Here is a 20,148-nt window from a genome sequence, read left to right on the forward strand (position 1 = left end):
TTTACCGGGCATATGAGCACACAGCATGTCTTATTCAGACATGCAGAAACCTTCTCGGCGTACCCTGCTCCGCGCTCCGTTCGCTGCCGTAGGCGCGGGGCTCCTGCCGTCATGTTCCGACTCCGGCCCCGACCCCCGCTCCGGACCGCAGCCCACGGCCGGCACCGGAGCGTTCGTCCCCCAGGGTCCCAAGGGGTTCGTCAACCCGTCGGACCCAGAGGTGCTCGCGGCCGAGCGGAAGCGCGGGTCGGGACCCGTCCGCATGGTCAGGTTGACGGCCGCCGAGAGCACGCTGGACCTGGGCGGGCGTTCCGTCCACAGCTGGGCGTACAACGAGTCGCTCCCGGGCCCGCTGGTGCGTGTCACCGCCGGTGACGTCCTCAGCCTGACCCTCAGCAACCAGCTGCCCGAGAAGACCACGATGCACGCCCACGGGGTGCGCCTGCGCAACGACATGGACGGCGCTCCGGACCTGACGCAGCCCTCCATCGAGCCCAAGACCGACTTCATCTACCGCTTCGTGGCCGCCCACCCCGGCACATATCTGTTCCACTCGCACGTCGGCATGCAGCCCGACCGTGCCCTGTACGCGCCGTTCATCGTCGATGATCCGCGCGAGCCCCTCGCCTACGACAAGGAGTGGATCGTCGTCCTGGACGACTGGGTCGACGGCATCGGCGGCTCCACGCCCGACCAGGTGCTCGCCCAGCTCAAACCGGGCGCCCACATGGGGATGGGCATGGGCCCCGGCCGCGACAGTCCGAGCCCGCACGGATCGGCGCACGCGTCCCCGTCGCCGTCCAACGCCAAGTCCAAGTCCGGGGCCAAGACGGCGAACGGTCCCGACCGGGTGCTGCGCAACTCCCACAGCAGCATGCTCCACGGCGAGGGCGGCAACGTCGCCTACCCGCACTACCTGGCCAACGGGCGCGTGCGCACCGACCCCTCCGTCTTCCAGTGCCGCCCCGGCGACCGGATCCGGATCCGGATCATCAACGCGGGCTCCGAGACGGCCTTCCGGGTCGCGCTCGGCGGCCACGCCATGACCATCACCCACACCGACGGCTACCCCGTGCAGCACACGAAGACCGACGCGCTCCTCATCGGCATGGCCGAGCGGTACGACGTCCTCGTCACCGCCAAGGACGGCGTCTTCCCCTTCGTCGCGCTCGCCGAGGGCAAGCCGGGCAAGGCGCTCGCGGTCCTCCGCACCAACAAGGGGGGAAACCTTCCCTCACCGGACGTCCGCCCCTCCGAACTGGACCGCGAGTGCGTGCCGGCGCGGCGGCTGTTGCCGGCCGAGTCCGTCGCCATGGACGACCGGGTGCCCGACCGCGACCTGCTCATCAGGATCACGGGCTCGATGCAGAGGTACGACTGGGGCTTCGACCACAAGGTGTACGACGTGCGGCAGCGGCATGCCGTACGCGCCGGTGAGCGGGTCCGGCTGACGCTCGTCAACGCGACGGACATGTGGCATCCGATGCATCTGCACGGGCACACGTTCGCGGTCACCGGGATCAGCTCGGCGGGGGCGCGCAAGGACACCACGATCGTGCTGCCGCACCGCAAGCTGGTCCTCGACTTCGACGCCGACAATCCGGGGTTGTGGATGCTGCACTGTCACAACCAGTACCACTCGGAGAGCGGGATGATGACGGTGCTCGGTTACCAGAAGTGAGTGAGGGTGGGTTCGGTGGGCTTTCGGGCGCGGGTGCGTGGGGGCTGGTCGCGCCCACACGGCGGTAGCCGCATATCGGATACAGCCCCGCGCCCCTGGGGGGTTGCGCCTACGCGGCGTCTTCCAGTTTCTGGTTCCTGAGCAGGAACCAGGCCGCCACCGCCGTTGCCAGGAGGACCGCGGCGCCTGCGCCCGATGCCAGGTGCAGGCCGTGGGTGAAGGAGTCGCGGGCCGCTGCCAGCATCTCCGTCGCCGGGTGTGCCGGCATGGTCTTCGCCGCCTCCACCGCCGCCCCGAGGGACTCGTGGGCGGCGGCCGGGGTGCCCGCCGGAGCCGCGAAGTCGCGGTAGACGCCCATCACGATCGAGCCCAGCAGGGCGATGCCCAGCGCCGCGCCCAGTTCGTACGCCGTCTCGGAGACCGCCGAGGCGGCGCCCGCCTGGTCCTTGGGGACGCTGGAGAGGATGACGTCCGCCGTGACCGTGAAGGAGAGGCCCGCGCCGATGCCGACCACCAGCAGGGCCGCACCGAGGACGGGGTAGCCGGTGGACTGCGAGATCATGGTCAGTGCCGCGAGGGCCACGCCCACCGCCGCCAGTCCGCCGGAGACCACCGCGCGTACCGAGTAGCGGCGGGCCGCCCGGCCGGCCACCAGACCCGCCGCCACCGCGCCGACGGCGGCGGGGAGTTCGGCCAGGCCCGCCTCGAACGGGCGCCTGCCCTGGACCAGTTGCAGGAACTGGGAGAGGAAGAACACCAGGCCCGACATGCCGAGCACGGTCAGCAGGTCGGCCAGGACCGCGCCGCCGAAGCCGCGCCTGCGGAACAGGCGCATGTCCAACAGCGGCTTGGGCATGGTGAGTTGGCGGCGGACGAAGCCGTAGAGGGCGGCCGTGCCGAGGAGCGCCGCGGCCGCGGTCACTCCGGTGAGGCCATGGGTCGCGGCCTCCTTCACCGCGTACACGACCGAGACCATGCCGACCAGCGACAGCACGACGCTGACCAGGTCCCAGGGGCCGGGATCGGGGTTGCGGGACTCGGGGAGCGTCCGGATGCCGACGAGGACCAGGACCGCCATCACCGGCAGGTTGATGAGGAAGACCGAGCCCCACCAGAAGTGTTCGAGCAGGAAGCCGCCCGCGATCGGGCCGACGGCCGTACCGGCGGAGGCGGTTGCGCCCCAGATGCCGACGGCGAGGCTGCGCTCGCGCGGGTCGTGGAAGAGGTTGCGGATCAGGGCGAGGGTGGCGGGCATCAGGGTCGCGCCCGCGACGCCGAGCAGGGCGCGGGCGGCGATCATCATGCCCGGGGTCGTCGCATAGGCGTTCAGGACGGATATCGCGCCGAACGCCGTGGCGCCGCCGAGCAGGATCCGCTTGCGGCCGATGCGGTCACCGAGGCTGCCCATCGAGACCAGCAGACCGGCGATGACGAACGAGTAGACGTCCCCGATCCAGAGCAGTTGGGTGCCGGTGGGCCTGAGGTCTTCGCTGATGTAGGGGGTCGCGAGGCCGAGGACGGTCGCGTCGACGGCCACCAGCAGCACGGCGAGCACGAGGACGGAGAGCGCGATCCAGCGGCCCGGGCGCTTCTCCTCCGTCTCCGTCCCACGCGCCGGCTGCAGGGTGCTGGTCATGATTCCTCTCTTCGTCGTGCGCCGCCGAGCAACAGCTCGACGATCATGTGGGTGAAGTCCTTGGGGGCGACGCGGCCTTCGGAGACCGCCCAGGCGGCGGAGGCCAGCAGGCCGTACAGCGCCTCGGTGAGCCAGGCGGGCGTGAGATCGATACGGAACTCGCCGCTTCGCTGGCCGCGTCTGAACAGGCCCGCGATGCGGTCGTCGATACGGGCCCAGCCCTGGTTCTGCCCCTCGCCCTCGAACAGCTGGTTCTCGGTGTAGAGGAACGCGAGCAGCCCGGCGGCCGGTTCGATCTCCCGGACCAGGCGGTGTACGGCGTCGGCCGCCGGGCCCTCGTCCAGGCGGGCCGCGTCCAGGGCCGCCTCGCACTCCTCGATGCCGAGCGCCTCCAGCGCGCGGACCAGCGCGTCCCGTCCCGCGAAGTGCCGGTGCAGGGTCGCCCGGCTGATCCCGGCGGCCTTGGCGACCTCGTCCATGGTCGCGGTGGACTTGCGGGTCAGCAGGGCGGCCGCGCTGCGGAGGACGTGGTCACGATCGAGAGCCATGAGACAAGAATAGCCCATGTGAGACATTATTGTCTCACATGGGCATGTGTGACTCACCTGGGGCTGGTCACGACCGGCTGCGCGTCAGTGCCAGGGCAGGCTGCCGCGGCGCTCCCAGTAGGCGTGCGGGTCCTCGACCAGGGCGGCGAGCCGGCTCAGCTGTTCCTCGTCGAGGTCGACCACGGCCGCGTGCAGGTTGGAGGCGAGCTGGGTGAGCGTCGCCGCGCCGGAGAGGACGACTCCGGCCCAGGGCTGCCGCAGCACGACGGCGAGGGCCACGGCGTCGCAGCCGAGGCCGGTCTCCTCGGCGACGGCCCTGAGGGCGTCGGGCGCGTGCGGGGCGGCCAGCCGGCCGTTGGCCATGCCCTCCTTCACGATCACCGCCAGTCCGGCGTCGTGCGCCTCGTCGAGCGCGGGGCCCGCCGAGGTCTCCAGGGCGTTGTACGTCGACTGGACGGTACGGAAGAGGGGCTCGCCGTCGACCGTGACGGCGAGGGCGGCGCGGATCGCGTCGGCCTGGGCGGGGCCGCTGGTGGAGAAGCCGACGGTGAGGCCAGCGGACGCCGCTTCGGCGAGGCGGGCGTGGAGTTCCTTGTCGGTGAGGGCGGGGCTGTCCGGGGTCACCGAGTGGATCTGGTAGAGGTCGAGACGGTCGCCGAGGAGTTCGGCGGTCTCGGCGCGCTGCCGGTCGTACGTGCGGACGCTGTGGTCCTTGACCTCGTGCTTCTCGGCGTCCGTGGTCCAGTCCGCGGTGTAGGTGTAGCCCCATTTGCTGCCGATGACCACGTCGGTGACATCGGGTCGGGACTTCAGCCAGTCGGCGAGGAATTCCTCGGAGCGGCCGTAGGAACGCGCGACGTCGAAGTAGCGGACGCCTTGGGCGTAGGCCGCGTCCAGGAGGCCGTGGGTCCTGGCTCGGAGCGCCTCGACGCTGCGGTCATCCCCGAGGTCCTCCTCGCGGCCGAGGTTGATGTAGCCGGGGCGGCCGACGGCGGCGAGGCCGAACCCGAGGTGCGCGGTGGGCGTGGTCACGGTGGCCAGGCGGCTGAACGGCATGGGGGCTCCGGCACGATCGGCGTAGGGGGGTCTCGGATCCGGGGAGAGATCTCGCACCAATCTACCCAGCCCCGCGCGGTTCAGCCCGCGCCGGGAGCTGTCGTCGTCTGTCACGCCCACGGCGTTTTCACTCCGCCGGTCCCGACTCGAAAGCGTTCACCATGGGGAGGCACTCCTCATGTCTGTGATCTTCTTCGACATCGGGGAGACCCTCGCGCATCCCCACGTGGGCCCTGACGGCTCGTTGGAACTCCAGCCCCTGCCGCGTGTCATCGCCGTGCTCGACGCCCTCCGCGAGGTGCGCAAGGGCATCATCTCCAACCCCGGGTCGGACGACGGTGCCGTGGCGCGGGCGGCGGGCGCGCTGGCGCAGGCGTTCCCCGGCCGTTTCACGGACGAGGCCCTTGTGCACTGGGGTGCGAAGGACAGTCGCGGGATCTTCGACCGGGCGGTCGCGAGCACGGGGGGAACGACGGCCGACGGCTGTGTCTTCGTGGGCGAGAACGCCCAGGAGCGCGCGTTCGCACGGGAGGCGGGGCTGCGTACCGCACCCCACCCGGTGTTCACCGTGGCGGCGGTGGAGAACCGTCCCGTGTTCCGGGCGCGGATCGAGTTGCCGGACGGCCAGGGCCAGGCGGCGTTGACCGCGGCCATGGACGGGACCGAGGCCGTTCCCGTACGGGTCGTCTCCCAGCGGCTCGTGGTCGTCATGACGACCGAACGGGGCACCGAAGTGCTGGAGCACGCCGGTTTCACGGTGGACGTGGAGGGAGGGGTGGAGGACCAGGCGGAGGCCGAGAAGTTCGTCAGCGATCTGCTGGCGCGCGGCGAGGCGGTCTTCGAGGGTGAGGAGCCGACGCCCAGGACGACGCATGTGGTCAAGCGCGAGGACGACGGACGGCTCACCGTCCGCCGTCTGCGCTTTTCCCGGTGAGCGCTCAGAGCCGGCCCTCGGGCCGAACGCTCGGACCGAGCACTCGGACCGGCTCCTCAAGAACACCGGGACCGGCTCCTCAAGAACACCCGGACCGGTTCCTCAGTCGAAGCAGCGCCGGATCAGGGCCAGGCCCTCGCCGGTCGCGCTCCGCGTGATCTCGTGCGTCTTGAGCCGGGACGGGTTGTCGTCGGCGAACGAGATGGCGGAGCGGTGCTCCGCGGGCACCTGGACCCGGCCGCGACGGAAGAGGTCCTCGAGGAACGACGTCGCCACGCGCTCGGGGTCGGAGGGCCGCACCGTACCGCCGGCGGGGTCGGAGCCCGCGATGCCGAAGCGTCGCTCCTGCGCCGGGGCGAAGAGGGTGAGCGGCTGGGTGATGCCGTACATCGTCCCCTGGACCGTGACGGGCATCAGGCTCTCGTCATCGCCACCGCCCGGCGTCGCCTCGGCGATTGCGGCGTTTCGGCGTGCCACCTCCGGCTCGGTGACGGACGCGGCGGCCTCCAGGGAGAGGATGCCGTGCCGGATGAACGCCGAGCGCAGGGACTGGCCGTACATGCCGCCGTTGCGGCGCTGGTCCGCGGCGATCATGTGCCCCGCGACCTGCGCGTAGTAGGCGGACACCACGGGTGCGGCCACGACCGCGTCCACCAGCAGCTGTCCCGCGATCTCGGCCGCCCTGCCCAGACCGGCATGGTCCTGCAGGTCCTGCTGCCGGAAGATCCCCGCGACGACCTTCAGGAAGGCGCCGCTGAACACCCGGGAGAACGAGTGCGGCTCACTGGAGAGCATGCTCGCGGGCTCGTTCGGGTGCAGCAGCACCGGGTCGCGGTAGAAGAAGTTGTTCGCCATGTTGCGCAGACAGTCCGGGTCCACCGCGTTCGGCGCGCCCTGGCGGATCGCCCAGCCCAGCTGCTCGGCCATCCTGGACACCCGCGAGGACAGTTCGAGGTTGCCGTGCGTCTCGGCAAGGACCGCGATCCGCAGCGATTCCAGGTGGAGCGAGCCCAGCAGGGCGCTGATGTCACCGAACGCCTCGTGCAGGGCGGCCGTCTCCGCGCTCGCCATGTTGAACAGCTGGGGGCGCAGGGCGTCGAGGATCGCGTGCCCTGTCTCGTGCAGGACGACCTCGTTGCTCTCGCACGCGGCGACGTTGACGCCCGCCACCGTGCTGCGGAAGAACCACACGCCTTTACGGTCGTAGAAGGCGTTCAGGTCGTCGCCCGCGTTGAGGTGCGCCGTGAGCGCGCGGCCGACCTGCGGATGCCACTTCGTTCCGGCCGGAACCAGCGGACCCCAGGTCTGGCCGGCCCGGCTGAGCGAGTCGGCCGCCACCCAGTAGCGGAATGGCTCGGTGCCGGGCCCGGCGCCGTTCGGCTGCGGCGCGGTCTCCGCGATGGCCGTCGGGAAGGGCTGGGTGTCCAGTTGGGGGACGGGATGCGGTACGGGCATGTTGATGTGCAGAGGGTCTCCGCCGGGGTCGTCCTCGAACACCAGGACCGTCGGCATGGTCGCTTGCTGTGGCTGCACCGTCATGGCGGCTCCATGTGGGGGTGGGGTGGGGGGTGGTGGAGTGCACCGAAGAGACACATTTGATGCAAAGTGTCTCCTGGTTCAGTACGAGGCCCCGGTAGCCCGGTGTCAATTCGAACAGGAGCGGTCGGCAGCCCCTCCGACCGGCGGTGATGACGGCTGAGCAGGCCGTCCCCGCTGGCCCGCGCCCGGTATGGGCGGGCCACCGAACGCGGCGGGTTCGGCGGCCAGTCGGGGGACGGGGCAGCCAGAAGGGCCCGGACATGTCGTCCGGGCCCTTCTGGCTGCACTGGGTCAGACCCGAGCCAGGCCCGAGTCAGGCCCGACCCTCAGGCCTGAGTCGGGCCTGGGGGTCAGGCCGTCCTGGCCGTCGCCCAGGTGTGCTGTGCGGCCACGTCCGCCTTGACCTCCGACAGCTGGACCGCCACCGCGCTGGGTGCCGTGCCGCCCCTGCCGTTGCGGGACGCGAGCGCGCCCGGGACGTTCAGGACCGTCCGGACCTCGGGGGTCAGGTGGGCGCTGATCTTCGCGAACTGGTCGTCGGTCAGTTCGTCGAGTTCCTTGTTCTCGGCCTCCGCCGCCTTCACGCACTCGCCGGCCACCTCGTGCGCCACCCGGAACGGGACGCCCTGCTTGACCAGCCACTCGGCGATGTCGGTGGCGAGGGAGAAGCCGGCCGGGGCCAGTTCCTCCATGCGCTCGCGGTTGACGGTGAGGGTGGCCATCATGCCGGTGAACGCGGGGAGCAGGACCTCCAGCTGGTCGCAGGAGTCGAAGACCGGCTCCTTGTCCTCCTGGAGGTCGCGGTTGTAGGCGAGGGGCAGCGCCTTGAGGGTGGCCAGGAGGCCGGTGAGGTTGCCGATCAGGCGGCCGGACTTGCCACGCGCCAGCTCCGCGATGTCCGGGTTCTTCTTCTGGGGCATGATCGACGAGCCCGTGGAGAACGCGTCGTGCAGGGTCACGAAGGAGAACTCCTTCGTGTTCCAGATGATGATCTCCTCGGCGATCCGGGAGAGGTTCACGCCGATCATCGCGGTGATGAAGGCGAACTCCGCCACGAAGTCGCGGGAGGCCGTGCCGTCGATCGAGTTGCCGACGCTGCCGTGCTCGAAGCCGAGGTCCGCCGCCACCGCCTCCGGGTCCAGACCCAGGGAGGAACCGGCCAGGGCGCCGGAGCCGTACGGGGAGACGGCCGTGCGGTCGTCCCACTGGCGCAGCCGCTCCGCGTCCCGGGACAGGGACTGGACGTGGGCCAGGACATGGTGGGCGAAGAGGACCGGCTGGGCGTGCTGGAGGTGGGTGCGGCCGGGCATCGCCACGTCCGGGTGGGCCTCCGCGAGGCCGATCAGGGCGTCCTGGAGGTCGGCGATCAGGCCGCCGATCACGCGGGCGTGGTCCCGGAGGTACATCCGGAAGAGGGTGGCGACCTGGTCGTTGCGGGAGCGGCCGGCGCGCAGCTTGCCGCCCAGGTCGGGGCCGAGCCGCTCCAGGAGACCGCGCTCCAGGGCGGTGTGGACGTCCTCGTCGGCGATCGTGCCCACGAAGGAGCCGTCGGCGACATCGGCTTCGAGCTGGTCGAGGCCGGCGATCATGCGCTGGAGTTCGTCCGCGGTGAGCAGGCCCGCCTTGTGCAGCACGCGCGCGTGGGCACGCGAACCGGCGATGTCGTAGGGCGCGAGCCGCCAGTCGAAGTGGACGGACGCGGACAGTTTCGCCAGGGCCTCGGCGGGGCCGTCGGCGAAACGGCCGCCCCAGAGCCGTACGTCACCGCTGTTGCTGCTCACTGCGTTGCTCCTAGAAGAGATACGGATGTGGCACCGCCTCCCCGGCCATGAACGGGGAGGCGGTCGTCACGCTACTGCTCAGGACAGGTCGCGTTTGGCCGCGATCTTCGACGACAGGCTGTAGATGTCGATGAAGCCCTTCGCCGCGGCCTGGTCGAAGGTGTCGCCGGTGTCGTACGTGGCGAGGTTGAAGTCGTAGAGGGAGGACGCGGAGCGGCGCCCGGTGACGACCGCGCGGCCGCCGTGCAGGGTCATCCGGATGTCTCCGGTGACATGCTGGTTCGCCTCGTTGACGAAACCGTCCAGGGCACGCTTGAGCGGGGAGAACCACTGGCCGTCGTAGACGAGTTCGCCCCAGCGCTGCTCCACCTGCCGCTTGTAGCGGGCGAGTTCGCGCTCGACGGTGACGTTCTCCAGCTCCTGGTGGGCGGTGATCAGCGCGATCGCGCCCGGGGCCTCGTACACCTCGCGGGACTTGATGCCGACCAGGCGGTCCTCGACCATGTCGATCCGGCCGACGCCCTGGGCTCCGGCGCGTTCGTTGAGCTCCTGGATCGCCTGGAGGACGGTGACGGGCCTGCCGTCGATCGCGACCGGGGCGCCCGCCTCGAAGGTGATGATCACCTCGTCGGCCTCGCGCGGGGTGGCCGGGTTCTGCGTGTACTCGTAGATGTCCTCGATCGGGCCGTTCCAGATGTCTTCCAGGAAGCCGGTCTCGACGGCGCGGCCGAAGACGTTCTGGTCGATGGAGTACGGGGACTTCTTGGTGGTCGCGATCGGGAGGTTCTTCGCCTCGCAGAAGGCGATGGCCTTGTCGCGGGTCATCGCGTAGTCGCGGACCGGGGCGATACAGGTGAGGTCGGGGGCGAGGGCGACGATGCCGGCCTCGAAGCGGACCTGGTCGTTGCCCTTGCCGGTGCAGCCGTGGGCGACCGTGGCGGCGCCGTGCTTGCGGGCGGCGGCGACCAGGTGCTTGACGATCGCCGGCCGGGAGAGGGCGGAGACCAGCGGGTAGCGGTCCATGTAGAGGGCGTTGGCCCTGATCGCCGGGAGGCAGTACTCCTCGGCGAACTCGTCCCTGGCGTCGGCGACCTCGGCCTCGACCGCGCCGCAGGCGAGGGCGCGCTTGCGGATGACGTCCAGGTCCTCACCGCCCTGGCCGACGTCCACCGCGACGGCGATGACCTCGGCGTCCGTCTCCTCGGCGATCCAGCCGATGGCGACGGAGGTGTCCAGTCCGCCCGAGTAGGCGAGTACGACGCGCTCGGTCATGGGTCCTCCTCCCGTACATCCGCGTGCTATGCATGAGTATGCAGAGCTCTGCATGATTCGTCAATCCGCTCCGGTCGCGGAACGAATTCCGAAAGAGGTTTGAACAAACGAAACCGCTTTCCCGTACCCATGCCTGAACGCTGGCGCCGCGTTTGTAAACCCACCTCTGACCCAAGTGAGGCATCCGTATGTCCAGGGCTCTTCCGAAGTACAACAAGCGTCGCGTCGCGTTCATCGGCGGCGCTGCCGCCGTGGCGCTGTCCGGTGCGGTCATCGCCGGTTCGGCCCTCGCCGGGACGCCGGACAAGAGCAGCGACACGACGAACGCCCGCACCCTCTCCAGCCCGGGCACGATCACCTGCCCGGACGTCGCCTCCAAGCTGCCGGCGATCCCCGCCACCGCGCAGGCGGAGGTGACCCGCAATCTGACGCTGCTCCAGACGCAGATCCAGGAGGCGAACAAGCGGCTGGTCGACACGGTGGGCCAGGGCGGCCCGAACTTCGTGAACAACGCGATCCTCGGCCCCCTGAAGGACAAGCGCGTCGCCACCATCAACCGGATCGCGACCGCGATCGGCCGTACGGCCGCCAAGCCGACCGGCCTGGACTCGCTGGCGCCGTGCACCCTGAACGCCGCGGGCGGGACCGCCACGAACACGGGCAGCGGTACGGCGGCGGGCTCGACCGCGGCCTCGGCCACGCCGACCACTGCGGCGACCCAGCAGCAGTCGACCGGCAGCACCGGCACGAACACGAACACCAGCGCGGTGGGCACGATCACCTGCCCGGACGTCGCCTCCAAGCTGCCGGCGATCCCCGCCACCGCGCAGGCCGAGGTCACCCGCAACCTCACGCTGCTCCAGACGCAGATCCAGGAGGCCAACAACCGGCTCCAGACCACGGTCGGCCAGGGCGGCCCGAACTTCGTGCAGAACGCGATCCTCGGCCCGCTGGCGGACAAGCGGAAGTCGACGATCGACCGGATCGCCATCGCGATCGGCCGCACGTCGACCAAGCCCACCGGCCTGGACTCCCTGGCCGCCTGCACGCTCACCAAGTGACGTGACAGGCAGCTGTGGCCGCCCCGTGTACAGCGCCGGCCGGGGCGGCCACGGTGGAGCCTGTCCGGATCCCGAAGTTCCGCAGGGCAAATCCTTAGACATGCGAAGTAAGTGCGCCGATAATCCCGAGATATGGGAAAGACCTATGAGCGCATCGACGGCAGGCTCCGCACGTTCATCGAGGAACAGCCCCTGTTCTTCACCGCCACCGCCCCGCTCGCGGGCGACGGCACGGTCAACCTCTCCCCCAAGGGCCTCAAGGGCTCCTTCGTCGTACTCGACGAACTGACCCTGGCGTACCTGGACTTCGCCGGCTCCAACGCCGAGACCATCGCGCATCTGCGGGAGAACGGCCGTATCACCCTGATGTGGTGCGCGTTCCAGGGCCCGCCGAACATCGTTCGGGTGCACGGGCGCGGCGAGGCGGTCTTCCGCGACGACCCGCGCTTCCAGGAACTCCTCACCCGTTTCCCCGACATCGACCCCGCCCAGCACGGCCTGCGCGCCGTGATCGTCGTACGCGCCGAACTCATCCGGGACAGCTGCGGTTACGCGGTCCCCCACATGGCGTACGAGTCCGACCGCGAGCTGCACGGGAAGCGCTTCGCGCGCGAGGACGACGCCTCCCTGAGCGCGTACTTCGAGCGGAAGGACCACATCGCGGTGAGCCTGGACGGCCTACCCGGGCTGCCGTTGCCGCTGCCTCCGTCTAGCGTCTGAACCATGCGCCCGCGTGTCGTCGTCACCCTTGTCTCCGCGTCCCTGCTGCTGCTCGGTGCGGCTCCGGGGGACGGGGACTCGTCCCCGCTGCCCGCCCGGATGGCCGACACGGGCGGCGGCACCCAGCTGATCACCGCGGAGGCGTCCGCGCCGAGCTCGACGTCGGGGACGCTCACGTGGTGGGAGCGCCGGGACGGGGCGTGGGCGAAGGTGGGGTCCGCCGATGCCCGTTTCGGGGCGAAGGGGCTGGTCGAGGGGGTCAAGCGGCAGCAGGGCACGAACACGACCCCTACGGGGCTGTACGACCTTCCGTTCGGCTTCGGTCTCCAGGCCGCGCCCGCCGGGACCGCCGTCGAGTACCGGGCGGTGACCGCGGACTCGTGGTGGTGCCAGGACAACGACTCCAGCTCCTACAACCGTTGGGTCGAGCCGTTGCCGGGCGACTGCCGGGCCGCCGAGTCGGAGCGGTTGTCGTCGTACACGACGCAGTACGCGTACGCGCTGGTGATCGGGTTCAACTACCAGCAGCCGGTACGGGGGCGGGGTGCCGGGATCTTTCTGCATGTCAACGGGGCGGGAGCGACGGCCGGGTGTGTGTCGGTGCCGGTGGATGCGATGCGGCGGATTCTGCAGTGGGCGGATCCGAGGAAGGCACCGCATATCGCCATCGGGACGGTGAGCGGGGACACCGCTCTCACCCGGTACTGACGGCCGACAGCGCGTTGCCGTTTGCCGGCTGCTGTCCGTGGCTGGTGACATCATGTCCCTCTGCGGGGAGGGCACATGGAACAGGCGCGCAAAGCGCTCCTGATCGGGGTGGGGCGGGCGCCCGCCACCGACGGGCTGCTGGAATCGTTGGACGAGGTCGTCGAGGGCGATCTGAGGCTGATGGCCTCGGTGCTGGACGGGGTCGGCTACGACGTGGAGGTCCTGCACGACGCGGACCGCGGCCAGATCCAACGCAGGCTCTACGAGGTCGCGTGCGACGCACCGCCCGGCAGCACCCTGCTGTTGTACTTCACCGGGCACGGCGTCCGGGTCGGCGGCTCCGACTACCTGGTACCCGCCGACGCCGAGCCCTCACCCGAGGGCGGCTGGGAGTGGCCGTACCTCGATTCCCTGCTGCCCGCGAACGTCAGCCAGTTGTTGACCAAGTGCCGTGCGGGGACGGTGCTGTGGCTGGTCGACGCGTGCCGTACGGATCTCGGCGAGGACGAGACGGCCTTCGGTAACGCCATCGACAACGGCCCGCCGAAAAGCGGGTTCGCCGTGCTGACCGCCTGCTCCGCCGGTGAACGCAGCGGCTATTCGGCCGAGGGGAGTTTCTTCACCCGAGGGCTGGCGGACGCACTGGGCCCGTTGACGTCGGCGCGGACCGTCGAGGAGGTCTTCGAGCTGGCGCGCGGCCGTACGGCGGCTGCCGCACGTCGGCACGGGCTGAGCCAGACGGCTCTGATCCGGTACGGCACCAACGGCGAGGCGGCGACCCGGGAGACGGCGATCTGTGAGGGCCGGCCACTGCTGGAGACCTGGCTGCGGGCGGTGCGTGTGACGCCTTTGTGGGGGCGGGTCCGCCCGGAGGATCGGGACTCGGTGCCCGGATTCCAGGAGCAGGTGGCAGGCTTCGTGGAGCGGTGCGCCCGGATGCTGCATCTGACACAGGGCAGGCTGCTGCGCCCCGATCCTTGGTCGGACGAGGCGTTCCCGGTCCGGCTGGTCGAGAACCGGCTCCCGCTGGTGCTGCCGGAGACTCAGCAACTGTCCGCCGTGGAGGCGGCGTTCCTCGTCGCGGCGCCGTTCCTGTGGGAAGCCGCCTGGGCCGACCGGCTGAGCCAGGCCGCCGAGGTCGATCCGTACCGAGCGGACCGGCAACCGGGAGCCGAGGCCCACCGCAGGCACTTCGAGCAGGTCTGCGACCAGCATGCGCGCATCGTGCGCAAGGTGGAGCAGTGCCGGACCCGTGATCGGGTGGAGGACGAGACAGCGGTCGTGATGTGGCTGGTGCACCGGTGGATCGCCGACCGTTTCGAGACGGACGACAAACCCGTGCCGGTCAGCCTGGCCGAGACGTTCGTCCGCGACCTTGGAGTGGCCGCGGACCGGGTGCACGAGGTGGTCGAGCTGCTGTGCGCGGCCGCGTCGGCCATCCGCTTCGACGAACTGCCCGACGGTGGCGTGACGTCCGGTCGGACGCCGGTCAAGGCGGTGCTGCCCACCGGCCCGCAGCCGCTGCGGATACGCCCGCTGGCCGCACTGCTACGGCTGGCGGCCGTCCTGTCCGTCGACGTACGGACGTTCCCCGAGATCGTGGCCGAGCACCTGGCCGTGACGGACCCGGTCCTGCCCGAGCACGTCAGGGCCGTCGCGCACGGCCTGAGCTGGGAACGGGAGGACGCGGCGCTCCATCTGGACGCGCCCTGCCCGCATCAGGCGGTGCACGCCGGGCTGGCCGAGGTCGTGGAGGAGGCGGACCAGCTCGTCACGCGCATCCGTGACCGAGCCGTCAACCTGCCGGGCCCCGAAGCGGATCTACTGACGGACGTACCGAAGCGGGTGACCGCACGTGCGCTGCGTCCGGCGCGGACCAGCGGCGGGCGGGAGCCGTACGAGGTGCCGCTGCTGCGCTTCCATCTCGCCCAGGCGGAGGTACGGGAACTGCTGATGGGCGAGCAGTTGTACGGCGGCGACCCGACCCTCGCGCTGCGCGAGCTGTACCAGAACGCCATGGACGCCTGCCGGTACCGGGCCATGCGCTGGACGTACCTCAGGAGCAGCGGTGCCCCTCCCGCCGAGTGGAGCGGGCAGATCACCTTCACTCAGGGCGAGGACGAACGCGGGCGGTACGTCGAGTGCCGGGACAACGGGGTGGGCATGAGCGAGGAACTACTCGCCAATACGTTCACCCGGGCCGGCAGCCGCTTCGAGCGGTCGAAGTCGTTCCGTCGGGAGCAGTCGCGCTGGCTGCGGCACGACCGCAGCCTCAGGCTCTACCCCAACAGCCGATTCGGCATCGGCGTGTTCAGCTACTTCATGCTCGCCGACGAGATGACGATCGTGACCCGGCAGGTGAGTCCGGACGGCATCCCCGCCGAGCACGCCCTGCGCGTCGACATCCCCAGCAGCGGAAGCCTGTTCCGCATCCGCCGCCACACCGGACCGGACGACGGGCTGGCGGAGGGCGGTACCCGGGTCCGGCTGTACCTGCGGGAGGGCGCTGCCACGAAGGGGCTGTCCTGCACCCGGATCCTGCGCGAGCTGGTGCGGGTGACCGAGTTCGAGGTGGAGGCCGTGGACGGGGAGGGCGTGCGGCATCGGTGGGACCGCGGGGTGCTCCAGCCGCCGACGGAGCGAGGGGGTACGCCCGAGCCCCTGAACGCTCTTCCCGGGGTGCTCTGGTGGGTCGACGGAGACGGAGCGATCCTGTGCGACGGGATCGTGACCGATCAGAAGCCGTTCGGGTATGTGCTGAACCTGACGGGCCCACATGCGGGGAAGCTCAGCGTCAGCCGCACGGAACTCCAGGAGTTCGACCACGAGTGGGCGGAAGAGCAGTGGCGACGGGGTGCCGAGGCGTTGTCGCGATGGTCGGGGCTCACCAGCAGGTGGGTCGCAGCGCTGGAGGAACAGAGCCTGCGGGTGGCCCAGGTGCTGGACAAGGCCTGGCGGGGCAAAGGCGTCACAGTAGCCAAGAAGGACGGCGAGCCTCTCTCGCTGGACGAGGTGGGTTGGTTCTACCTCGACGAGCGATCGTCTGCCGGCGAACACCCGTTCCGCATCAGGCCGTGGCGCTATGCCGTTCGCGGCGTGCCCCGGTGGAGCTACGATTCCGGTGCTCCGGGCAGCGTCGCGGGGTATCCCGTGCCGTCGCCCGGGGATGCGGGTCTGGCGGTCACGAGGTTCGACTCTTGGCACGATGTCGTGGTGTACGCGGCGGGAAACGCGATGCGCCTCGACGAACTGCTGCGCCGGCTGCGCAGGCTGCGCATTGCGGATCCCAGCTTCTCACCGCTGCCCTCCGACGGAGCGGGCACACTCGACTGGGTGCCGTCGGCGCAGGACGCCGACGTGGCCGCGACGCTGAACGGCACGTCGGATCTCCTTCAACAAGTGTCTGCGCGAACCGCCTGGGCCGGAGACCATGTCGACGACCTCGCCGGCCTGGTTCTGGTCTCGGCAGCGCTGAGCCTTCCGCTGGGCGAACTGGTCGAGTCGCTCGCCCGCCTCACTCCACTGCACTCGCTGGCCGTCCCCTCGCCACCGCCGCACCACGTACACCACATCTGTACCGAGGCCGAGATCGCTTGTCTGTTCGTGGACAGCGGCTATCGCCAGCGACGCCGGGTGGTGGGTCCTCACGATGTCCATGCCCGCTCCCGCCAGAGCGGAACGCCGGTGTCCGATGTGCTGGCCTGTCTGGCGAGGTTCAGCTGGCTCGGCTGGACGGCTCCTGCTGACTCCGCCATGGCCCCTTGGTCAGAACTGGACGACACAACGAGTCGTCTCCTGGAGCACTGCGTCTCCGCGTCACAGGACGGGCGTATCCGACTGAGCTGGGCCGCCACCATGCGGGCTGCGAACTTGTTCGAGATCCCACTCGCCGAAGCCGAGCAGCGCATGGCCAAGGTCGCTGCAGCGCTGGACCTGGAGCACGAACCACGCTATGTCAACGGGCGTTTCGACGGCAGGATGACGCCCTCCTTCGACACGATCCAATTCGTCGAGTACGCGACAAAAGAGATCGGCCTCAGGCTTGAGGACGGCATTGATCTGAGAGACCTCTATTACGCCGCCGTAGAAGATGATGACTTCGTCACCGACGAGCTGATCGCCGCCCTGCGCGCCATGGGCCTCTCCGTGGCCGACGGCCACCGCATCAGCACGTCATGGCACACGATGGACCTGCGCAGCCGCTACGTGTTCTCGGGCAACGACGCGGCGAACAACGACTACGACTCTCCCGCCACGCGGCTCACCACGGCCGTGCTGGTCAACGCCGCGATGTTCCTTCAGGAATCGCTGAGAGAGGTCTGGAACGTCGCCGACCGGCAAGCCGTCTCGCTGGGGGTCTCGATACCGCCGCTCCCGGCGGGTCTGGCCGACGTTCGTCCCTCCCCGGCGCTGTGTCGCGCGCTCGGTGCGTTCAACTCGTGGGACGAGGGAGAAGTGGACGTACCCGAGTGGAGAACGCTGACGCCCGGGGCACTGGCCCGCTATGCCCGGCGGACCGCCCTCCCTCCCGCCTCCGCGTATGCACAGCTGAGCGAATTCCGATCCCTCGGCGCTCTCGTTCCGGAGCTCACGCCGGAGGAACTGGCAGCGCTGCCCGACAGCGTTCCGGACGAGTGGGATGTGGTGGCCCTCTCCCCCGCGCAGCGCCTCTCCGCCCCGGATTCCCCCTACACGCCCTTCGAGCTGGTCAGTATCGCCGCCCGACTCGGTGAGCCCGTCTCCCACACCGTGCGGCGGATCAAGCCGTACCTGCGTCTGCTTCCGGTGCGGAGCGACCTGCCCACAGACACCGGCATCGTCCCCTGCTGGCAGGACCTCACCCTGCTCACCCAGGGCTTCGACGGCAGGTTCCCCGCCGTCGAAGGGGCTGTGACGGAGCGGCACATCGCAGGCGCAGCCGAGGCCACCGGTGAGAGCGAGGCGTGGATCAACGGCCGACTGCGGCTGTACGCCGGGATGTTCGGCCTGGTGATTCCCGACAACGAGGACAAGAGCGAGAGTGAGACCTGCGCAGATGACTGAACCCTCCGGCTCCGGCCATGACTTCGACCTCGCGTACGCCGAGGAGGACCTGGGCCAGGCAGCCGCCCCCTTCGCCCACAGCCCCTCCGCCGACGGACACGGCATCATGGTCGCCGGAGAGTGTCCGCGGTGTCACGGGCGGACGTCCACCGAGTACCGGCACGGCGCGCCCGGCACCGGTACCAAAGGGCTGCGGTCCTGGCTCAGCGGAAAACAGCCCGAGCCGGATCCTGCCGAGGACGCCGGTCTGCTGCTCCGGGAGACCCATTTCTGCGAGTGCGGTCATCCGCATCACAACCTTCCGCAGGACGCCCCGTTCACCGGCTGCGGAGCCAGTTGGCGCATCGGGGTGCTGAACCCGGGCGGGGCCGGATGAGCGCGCAGTCCGACCGGCGTTGGGCCCAGCTGGCGCGGGAGATGGAGTTCTCCGAGCTCGGCGAACTCAGGAAGCAGGCGGAGGGCTGGCGCAACGGGCTGACCGGGCTCACCGCGCTGCTCGCGGTCCTGGTCACGCTCAAGGGGCGTGACGATCTGTCCCAGCTTCCGTCCGCCGCGCGCCACACAGCCACGGCGCTATTGGGTGCGGCGTTCCTGTCACTGGCCGTCGGCTCGGTGCTGGCGGTACGGGCCGCTTACGGCCGACCGGGCAGTCGGGTCCTGCTCACCGGGCAGATGCTGCGCCGGTGGACCGAGCAGGAAACCATTCGGGTCACCGGAGCACTGCGACAGGCCTCAGTGTGCTGTGCGGCGGGGATCGTTCTGGTGTGCGGCGCGATCGTCGTCGCCTGGACGACCACGGAGTCACCGTCGGACCCACTCGTGCGAGTGGTGACGACGAGTGGGGAACGGTGCGGGGGGTTTCTGGGGTCCGGGCCCGGTGGGGTGGTGCTGAAGACCGGAAGTGAGAAGCGTGTCGTCCTGGCCGCAGCAAGCGTGCTGTCTGTAACGCCGGTTGGAGAGTGCGGGAGCGGTGGACCGCAGTAGCGCCGCGACTCGCACGGTTGATCGGGCGCGGGCGAGTGCAAGCCGTGGATGCACTGCACGACGCGGGCGATCTCGCCGTCTGGTGTGCGGCCTCGATGCTGTTCGAGGTTGAGTCGGCCCTTGAAGGTCTCGTTGACCGACTCGATGACCTGCCGCATCCGAAGGTGCGGCCGAAGTAGTTCTTGTCGCCGATCAGCGTCTGTCCAGGGCAGGCGGAGGTCAGGCCATGGAGGGTGCACACCAGGTGCAGACGCATCAGGCGCTTGTGCAGCCGGGCTGCTGGGGCAGGTACGGGAAGAGGCGCCGCAGGTGACCGCGGGCGTGGCGGAGCCACCTGGCCTCGGAGGTGAAGCCGGGCATGGCCTCCATCAATGTCGGCGTGATGAGTTCGGCGTCGGTGAGCTGCGGGGCGATCCCGACGGCCGGACGCAGGGGCGCCAGATGCGGAGACGCTTTCAGCAGGTCGTCGGTCTTCACACGGAGTGCCGTCGCGAGGGTGTCCAGGCTGTTCCTCACAGAACGGTCCTGGACGCCCTCGTGTTCATCTCCGTTGGCCCCCCCTTGACTTTGATCACCGGTGAGTCTTGTCCCGCCGCCGGTACGCAGAAAGGATCGTGGCATGCCCAGCGACCGTCTCATACGCATCCGCAGCGCCGAGTTCCAGGCCATGGCCGAGAGGGTCCTGCGGGTCACCGAGCTCACCTCCCGCCTGAACGTCCTGCCTTTCGAAGACGAAGCGGGCAAGGCGGAACTGTTCGAGCAGATCCTTGGCAAGCCACTGCCGCCGAGAGTCACGATCTATCCGCCCTTCTACACGGACCATGGCCTGAACCTCGACCTCGCCGAGAGTGTCTTCATCAACCAGAACTGCACGTTCCTGGACTATGCCGGTATCCGGCTCGGCGAGCGCGTGATGATCGGACCGAAGGTCACGTTCATCACCAGCGGCCACCCGGTTGATCCCGAGGAGCGGCGGCTGTACCTCACCGGCGCACCCATCGACGTGGCGGAGAACGTGTGGATCGGTGCCGGTGCCACGATCCTGCCCGGCGTCAGCATTGGCCGTGACGCCGTGGTTGCCGCTGGCGCGGTCGTGGCCGATGACGTGCCACCGGCAAGCCTGGTGACCGGCAGTAAGGCAACCGTGCACCGAAAGTGGTGACGGCCTCTTCAGGACCGGTCCGG

At 69.9% G+C, this 20,148-nt stretch carries 17 protein-coding genes; 10 read left to right on the forward strand and 7 right to left on the reverse strand.

Features of this window, described 5'->3' with window-relative positions; genetic code table 11:
• Positions 1-40: 40 nt before the first annotated feature.
• Positions 41-1,681: a multicopper oxidase family protein gene (locus tag ACIRR9_RS20320; RefSeq protein ID WP_403753500.1), complete on the forward strand. Its 1,641-nt coding sequence runs from the start codon at positions 41-43 to the stop codon at positions 1,679-1,681.
• Between the two features lie 109 nt (positions 1,682-1,790).
• On the opposite strand, the gene ACIRR9_RS20325 is transcribed toward ACIRR9_RS20320, so the two are convergent.
• The 3 genes from ACIRR9_RS20325 to ACIRR9_RS20335 form a co-directional block, all read right to left on the reverse strand.
• Entirely contained in the window at positions 1,791-3,317 is a 1,527-nt protein-coding gene (locus tag ACIRR9_RS20325; protein ID WP_403753503.1) for an MFS transporter, read from the reverse strand.
• Entirely contained in the window at positions 3,314-3,865 is a 552-nt protein-coding gene (locus tag ACIRR9_RS20330) for a TetR/AcrR family transcriptional regulator (protein ID WP_221305148.1), read from the reverse strand. Before ACIRR9_RS20330 ends, ACIRR9_RS20325 begins: the two co-directional genes overlap by 4 nt.
• An 84-nt stretch (positions 3,866-3,949) precedes the next feature.
• Positions 3,950-4,921, reverse strand: coding sequence for an aldo/keto reductase (locus ACIRR9_RS20335; protein ID WP_403753506.1), 972 nt, complete (start codon positions 4,919-4,921; stop codon positions 3,950-3,952).
• Between the two features lie 178 nt (positions 4,922-5,099).
• Here ACIRR9_RS20335 and ACIRR9_RS20340 point away from each other — a divergent pair, with 178 nt between their 5' ends.
• A complete protein-coding gene (locus ACIRR9_RS20340) occupies positions 5,100-5,855 on the forward strand; it encodes an HAD family hydrolase (RefSeq protein WP_403753509.1) in 756 nt (251 codons plus the stop codon).
• Positions 5,856-5,957: 102 nt separating this feature from the next.
• Here ACIRR9_RS20340 and ACIRR9_RS20345 read toward each other — a convergent pair whose 3' ends face one another.
• From ACIRR9_RS20345 to ACIRR9_RS20355, 3 genes are all read right to left on the reverse strand, one after another.
• Positions 5,958-7,394: a hypothetical protein gene (locus tag ACIRR9_RS20345; RefSeq protein ID WP_403753512.1), complete on the reverse strand. Its 1,437-nt coding sequence runs from the start codon at positions 7,392-7,394 to the stop codon at positions 5,958-5,960.
• Positions 7,395-7,744: 350 nt separating this feature from the next.
• Entirely contained in the window at positions 7,745-9,175 is a 1,431-nt protein-coding gene (gene argH / locus ACIRR9_RS20350; protein WP_365343860.1) for an argininosuccinate lyase, read from the reverse strand.
• A 78-nt stretch (positions 9,176-9,253) separates the two neighbouring features.
• On the reverse strand, positions 9,254-10,447 hold the full coding sequence (locus tag ACIRR9_RS20355; protein ID WP_403753515.1) for an argininosuccinate synthase: 1,194 nt from the start codon (positions 10,445-10,447) through the stop codon (positions 9,254-9,256).
• 188 nt (positions 10,448-10,635) lie between these two features.
• Between ACIRR9_RS20355 and ACIRR9_RS20360 the strand changes: the two genes are divergently transcribed.
• From ACIRR9_RS20360 to ACIRR9_RS20390, 7 genes are all read left to right on the forward strand, one after another.
• The gene (locus ACIRR9_RS20360; RefSeq protein ID WP_403753518.1) at positions 10,636-11,508 is read left to right on the forward strand and encodes a hypothetical protein; all 873 of its coding nucleotides are present in this window, start codon (positions 10,636-10,638) and stop codon (positions 11,506-11,508) included.
• A 132-nt stretch (positions 11,509-11,640) separates the two neighbouring features.
• Positions 11,641-12,228 (forward strand): pyridoxamine 5'-phosphate oxidase family protein, encoded by a 588-nt coding sequence (locus tag ACIRR9_RS20365; protein ID WP_403753521.1) that lies wholly within the window; start codon positions 11,641-11,643, stop codon positions 12,226-12,228.
• Positions 12,229-12,231: 3 nt separating this feature from the next.
• Positions 12,232-12,936 carry a L,D-transpeptidase gene (locus ACIRR9_RS20370; protein WP_403753524.1) on the forward strand — a complete coding sequence of 235 codons (705 nt, stop codon included), beginning with the start codon at positions 12,232-12,234 and terminating at the stop codon, positions 12,934-12,936.
• Positions 12,937-13,011: 75 nt separating this feature from the next.
• Positions 13,012-17,979: a caspase family protein gene (locus tag ACIRR9_RS20375; protein WP_403753527.1), complete on the forward strand. Its 4,968-nt coding sequence runs from the start codon at positions 13,012-13,014 to the stop codon at positions 17,977-17,979.
• A complete protein-coding gene (locus ACIRR9_RS20380) occupies positions 17,972-18,355 on the forward strand; it encodes a hypothetical protein (protein WP_403753530.1) in 384 nt (127 codons plus the stop codon). The genes ACIRR9_RS20375 and ACIRR9_RS20380 overlap by 8 nt, the downstream gene beginning before the upstream one ends.
• Entirely contained in the window at positions 18,352-18,963 is a 612-nt protein-coding gene (locus tag ACIRR9_RS20385) for a hypothetical protein (protein WP_403753533.1), read from the forward strand. The genes ACIRR9_RS20380 and ACIRR9_RS20385 overlap by 4 nt, the downstream gene beginning before the upstream one ends.
• Before the next feature lie 44 nt (positions 18,964-19,007).
• Positions 19,008-19,142, forward strand: coding sequence for a hypothetical protein (locus ACIRR9_RS20390; RefSeq protein ID WP_403753536.1), 135 nt, complete (start codon positions 19,008-19,010; stop codon positions 19,140-19,142).
• 76 nt (positions 19,143-19,218) lie between these two features.
• Here ACIRR9_RS20390 and ACIRR9_RS20395 read toward each other — a convergent pair whose 3' ends face one another.
• Entirely contained in the window at positions 19,219-19,479 is a 261-nt protein-coding gene (locus ACIRR9_RS20395) for a hypothetical protein (protein WP_403753539.1), read from the reverse strand.
• A 103-nt stretch (positions 19,480-19,582) separates the two neighbouring features.
• Between ACIRR9_RS20395 and ACIRR9_RS20400 the strand changes: the two genes are divergently transcribed.
• On the forward strand, positions 19,583-20,125 hold the full coding sequence (locus ACIRR9_RS20400; RefSeq protein ID WP_403753541.1) for a DapH/DapD/GlmU-related protein: 543 nt from the start codon (positions 19,583-19,585) through the stop codon (positions 20,123-20,125).
• The last annotated feature ends 23 nt before the right edge of the window (positions 20,126-20,148 follow it).

This window comes from Streptomyces sp. NPDC101234, assembly GCF_044767525.1.
Taxonomy (GTDB): domain Bacteria; phylum Actinomycetota; class Actinomycetes; order Streptomycetales; family Streptomycetaceae; genus Streptomyces; species Streptomyces sasae.

Coding starts and splice junctions, on each gene's coding strand:
- ACIRR9_RS20320 (WP_403753500.1), top strand. CDS start 41: ATGCAGAAACCTTCTCGGCGTACCCTGCTCCGCGCTCCGTTCGCTGCC.
- ACIRR9_RS20385 (WP_403753533.1), top strand. CDS start 18,352: ATGAGCGCGCAGTCCGACCGGCGTTGGGCCCAGCTGGCGCGGGAGATG.
- ACIRR9_RS20380 (WP_403753530.1), top strand. CDS start 17,972: ATGACTGAACCCTCCGGCTCCGGCCATGACTTCGACCTCGCGTACGCC.
- ACIRR9_RS20365 (WP_403753521.1), top strand. CDS start 11,641: ATGGGAAAGACCTATGAGCGCATCGACGGCAGGCTCCGCACGTTCATC.
- ACIRR9_RS20370 (WP_403753524.1), top strand. CDS start 12,232: ATGCGCCCGCGTGTCGTCGTCACCCTTGTCTCCGCGTCCCTGCTGCTG.
- ACIRR9_RS20330 (WP_221305148.1), bottom strand. CDS start 3,865: ATGGCTCTCGATCGTGACCACGTCCTCCGCAGCGCGGCCGCCCTGCTG.
- ACIRR9_RS20345 (WP_403753512.1), bottom strand. CDS start 7,394: ATGACGGTGCAGCCACAGCAAGCGACCATGCCGACGGTCCTGGTGTTC.
- ACIRR9_RS20355 (WP_403753515.1), bottom strand. CDS start 10,447: ATGACCGAGCGCGTCGTACTCGCCTACTCGGGCGGACTGGACACCTCC.
- ACIRR9_RS20375 (WP_403753527.1), top strand. CDS start 13,012: ATGGAACAGGCGCGCAAAGCGCTCCTGATCGGGGTGGGGCGGGCGCCC.
- ACIRR9_RS20340 (WP_403753509.1), top strand. CDS start 5,100: ATGTCTGTGATCTTCTTCGACATCGGGGAGACCCTCGCGCATCCCCAC.
- ACIRR9_RS20400 (WP_403753541.1), top strand. CDS start 19,583: ATGCCCAGCGACCGTCTCATACGCATCCGCAGCGCCGAGTTCCAGGCC.
- ACIRR9_RS20360 (WP_403753518.1), top strand. CDS start 10,636: ATGTCCAGGGCTCTTCCGAAGTACAACAAGCGTCGCGTCGCGTTCATC.
- ACIRR9_RS20335 (WP_403753506.1), bottom strand. CDS start 4,921: ATGCCGTTCAGCCGCCTGGCCACCGTGACCACGCCCACCGCGCACCTC.
- ACIRR9_RS20325 (WP_403753503.1), bottom strand. CDS start 3,317: ATGACCAGCACCCTGCAGCCGGCGCGTGGGACGGAGACGGAGGAGAAG.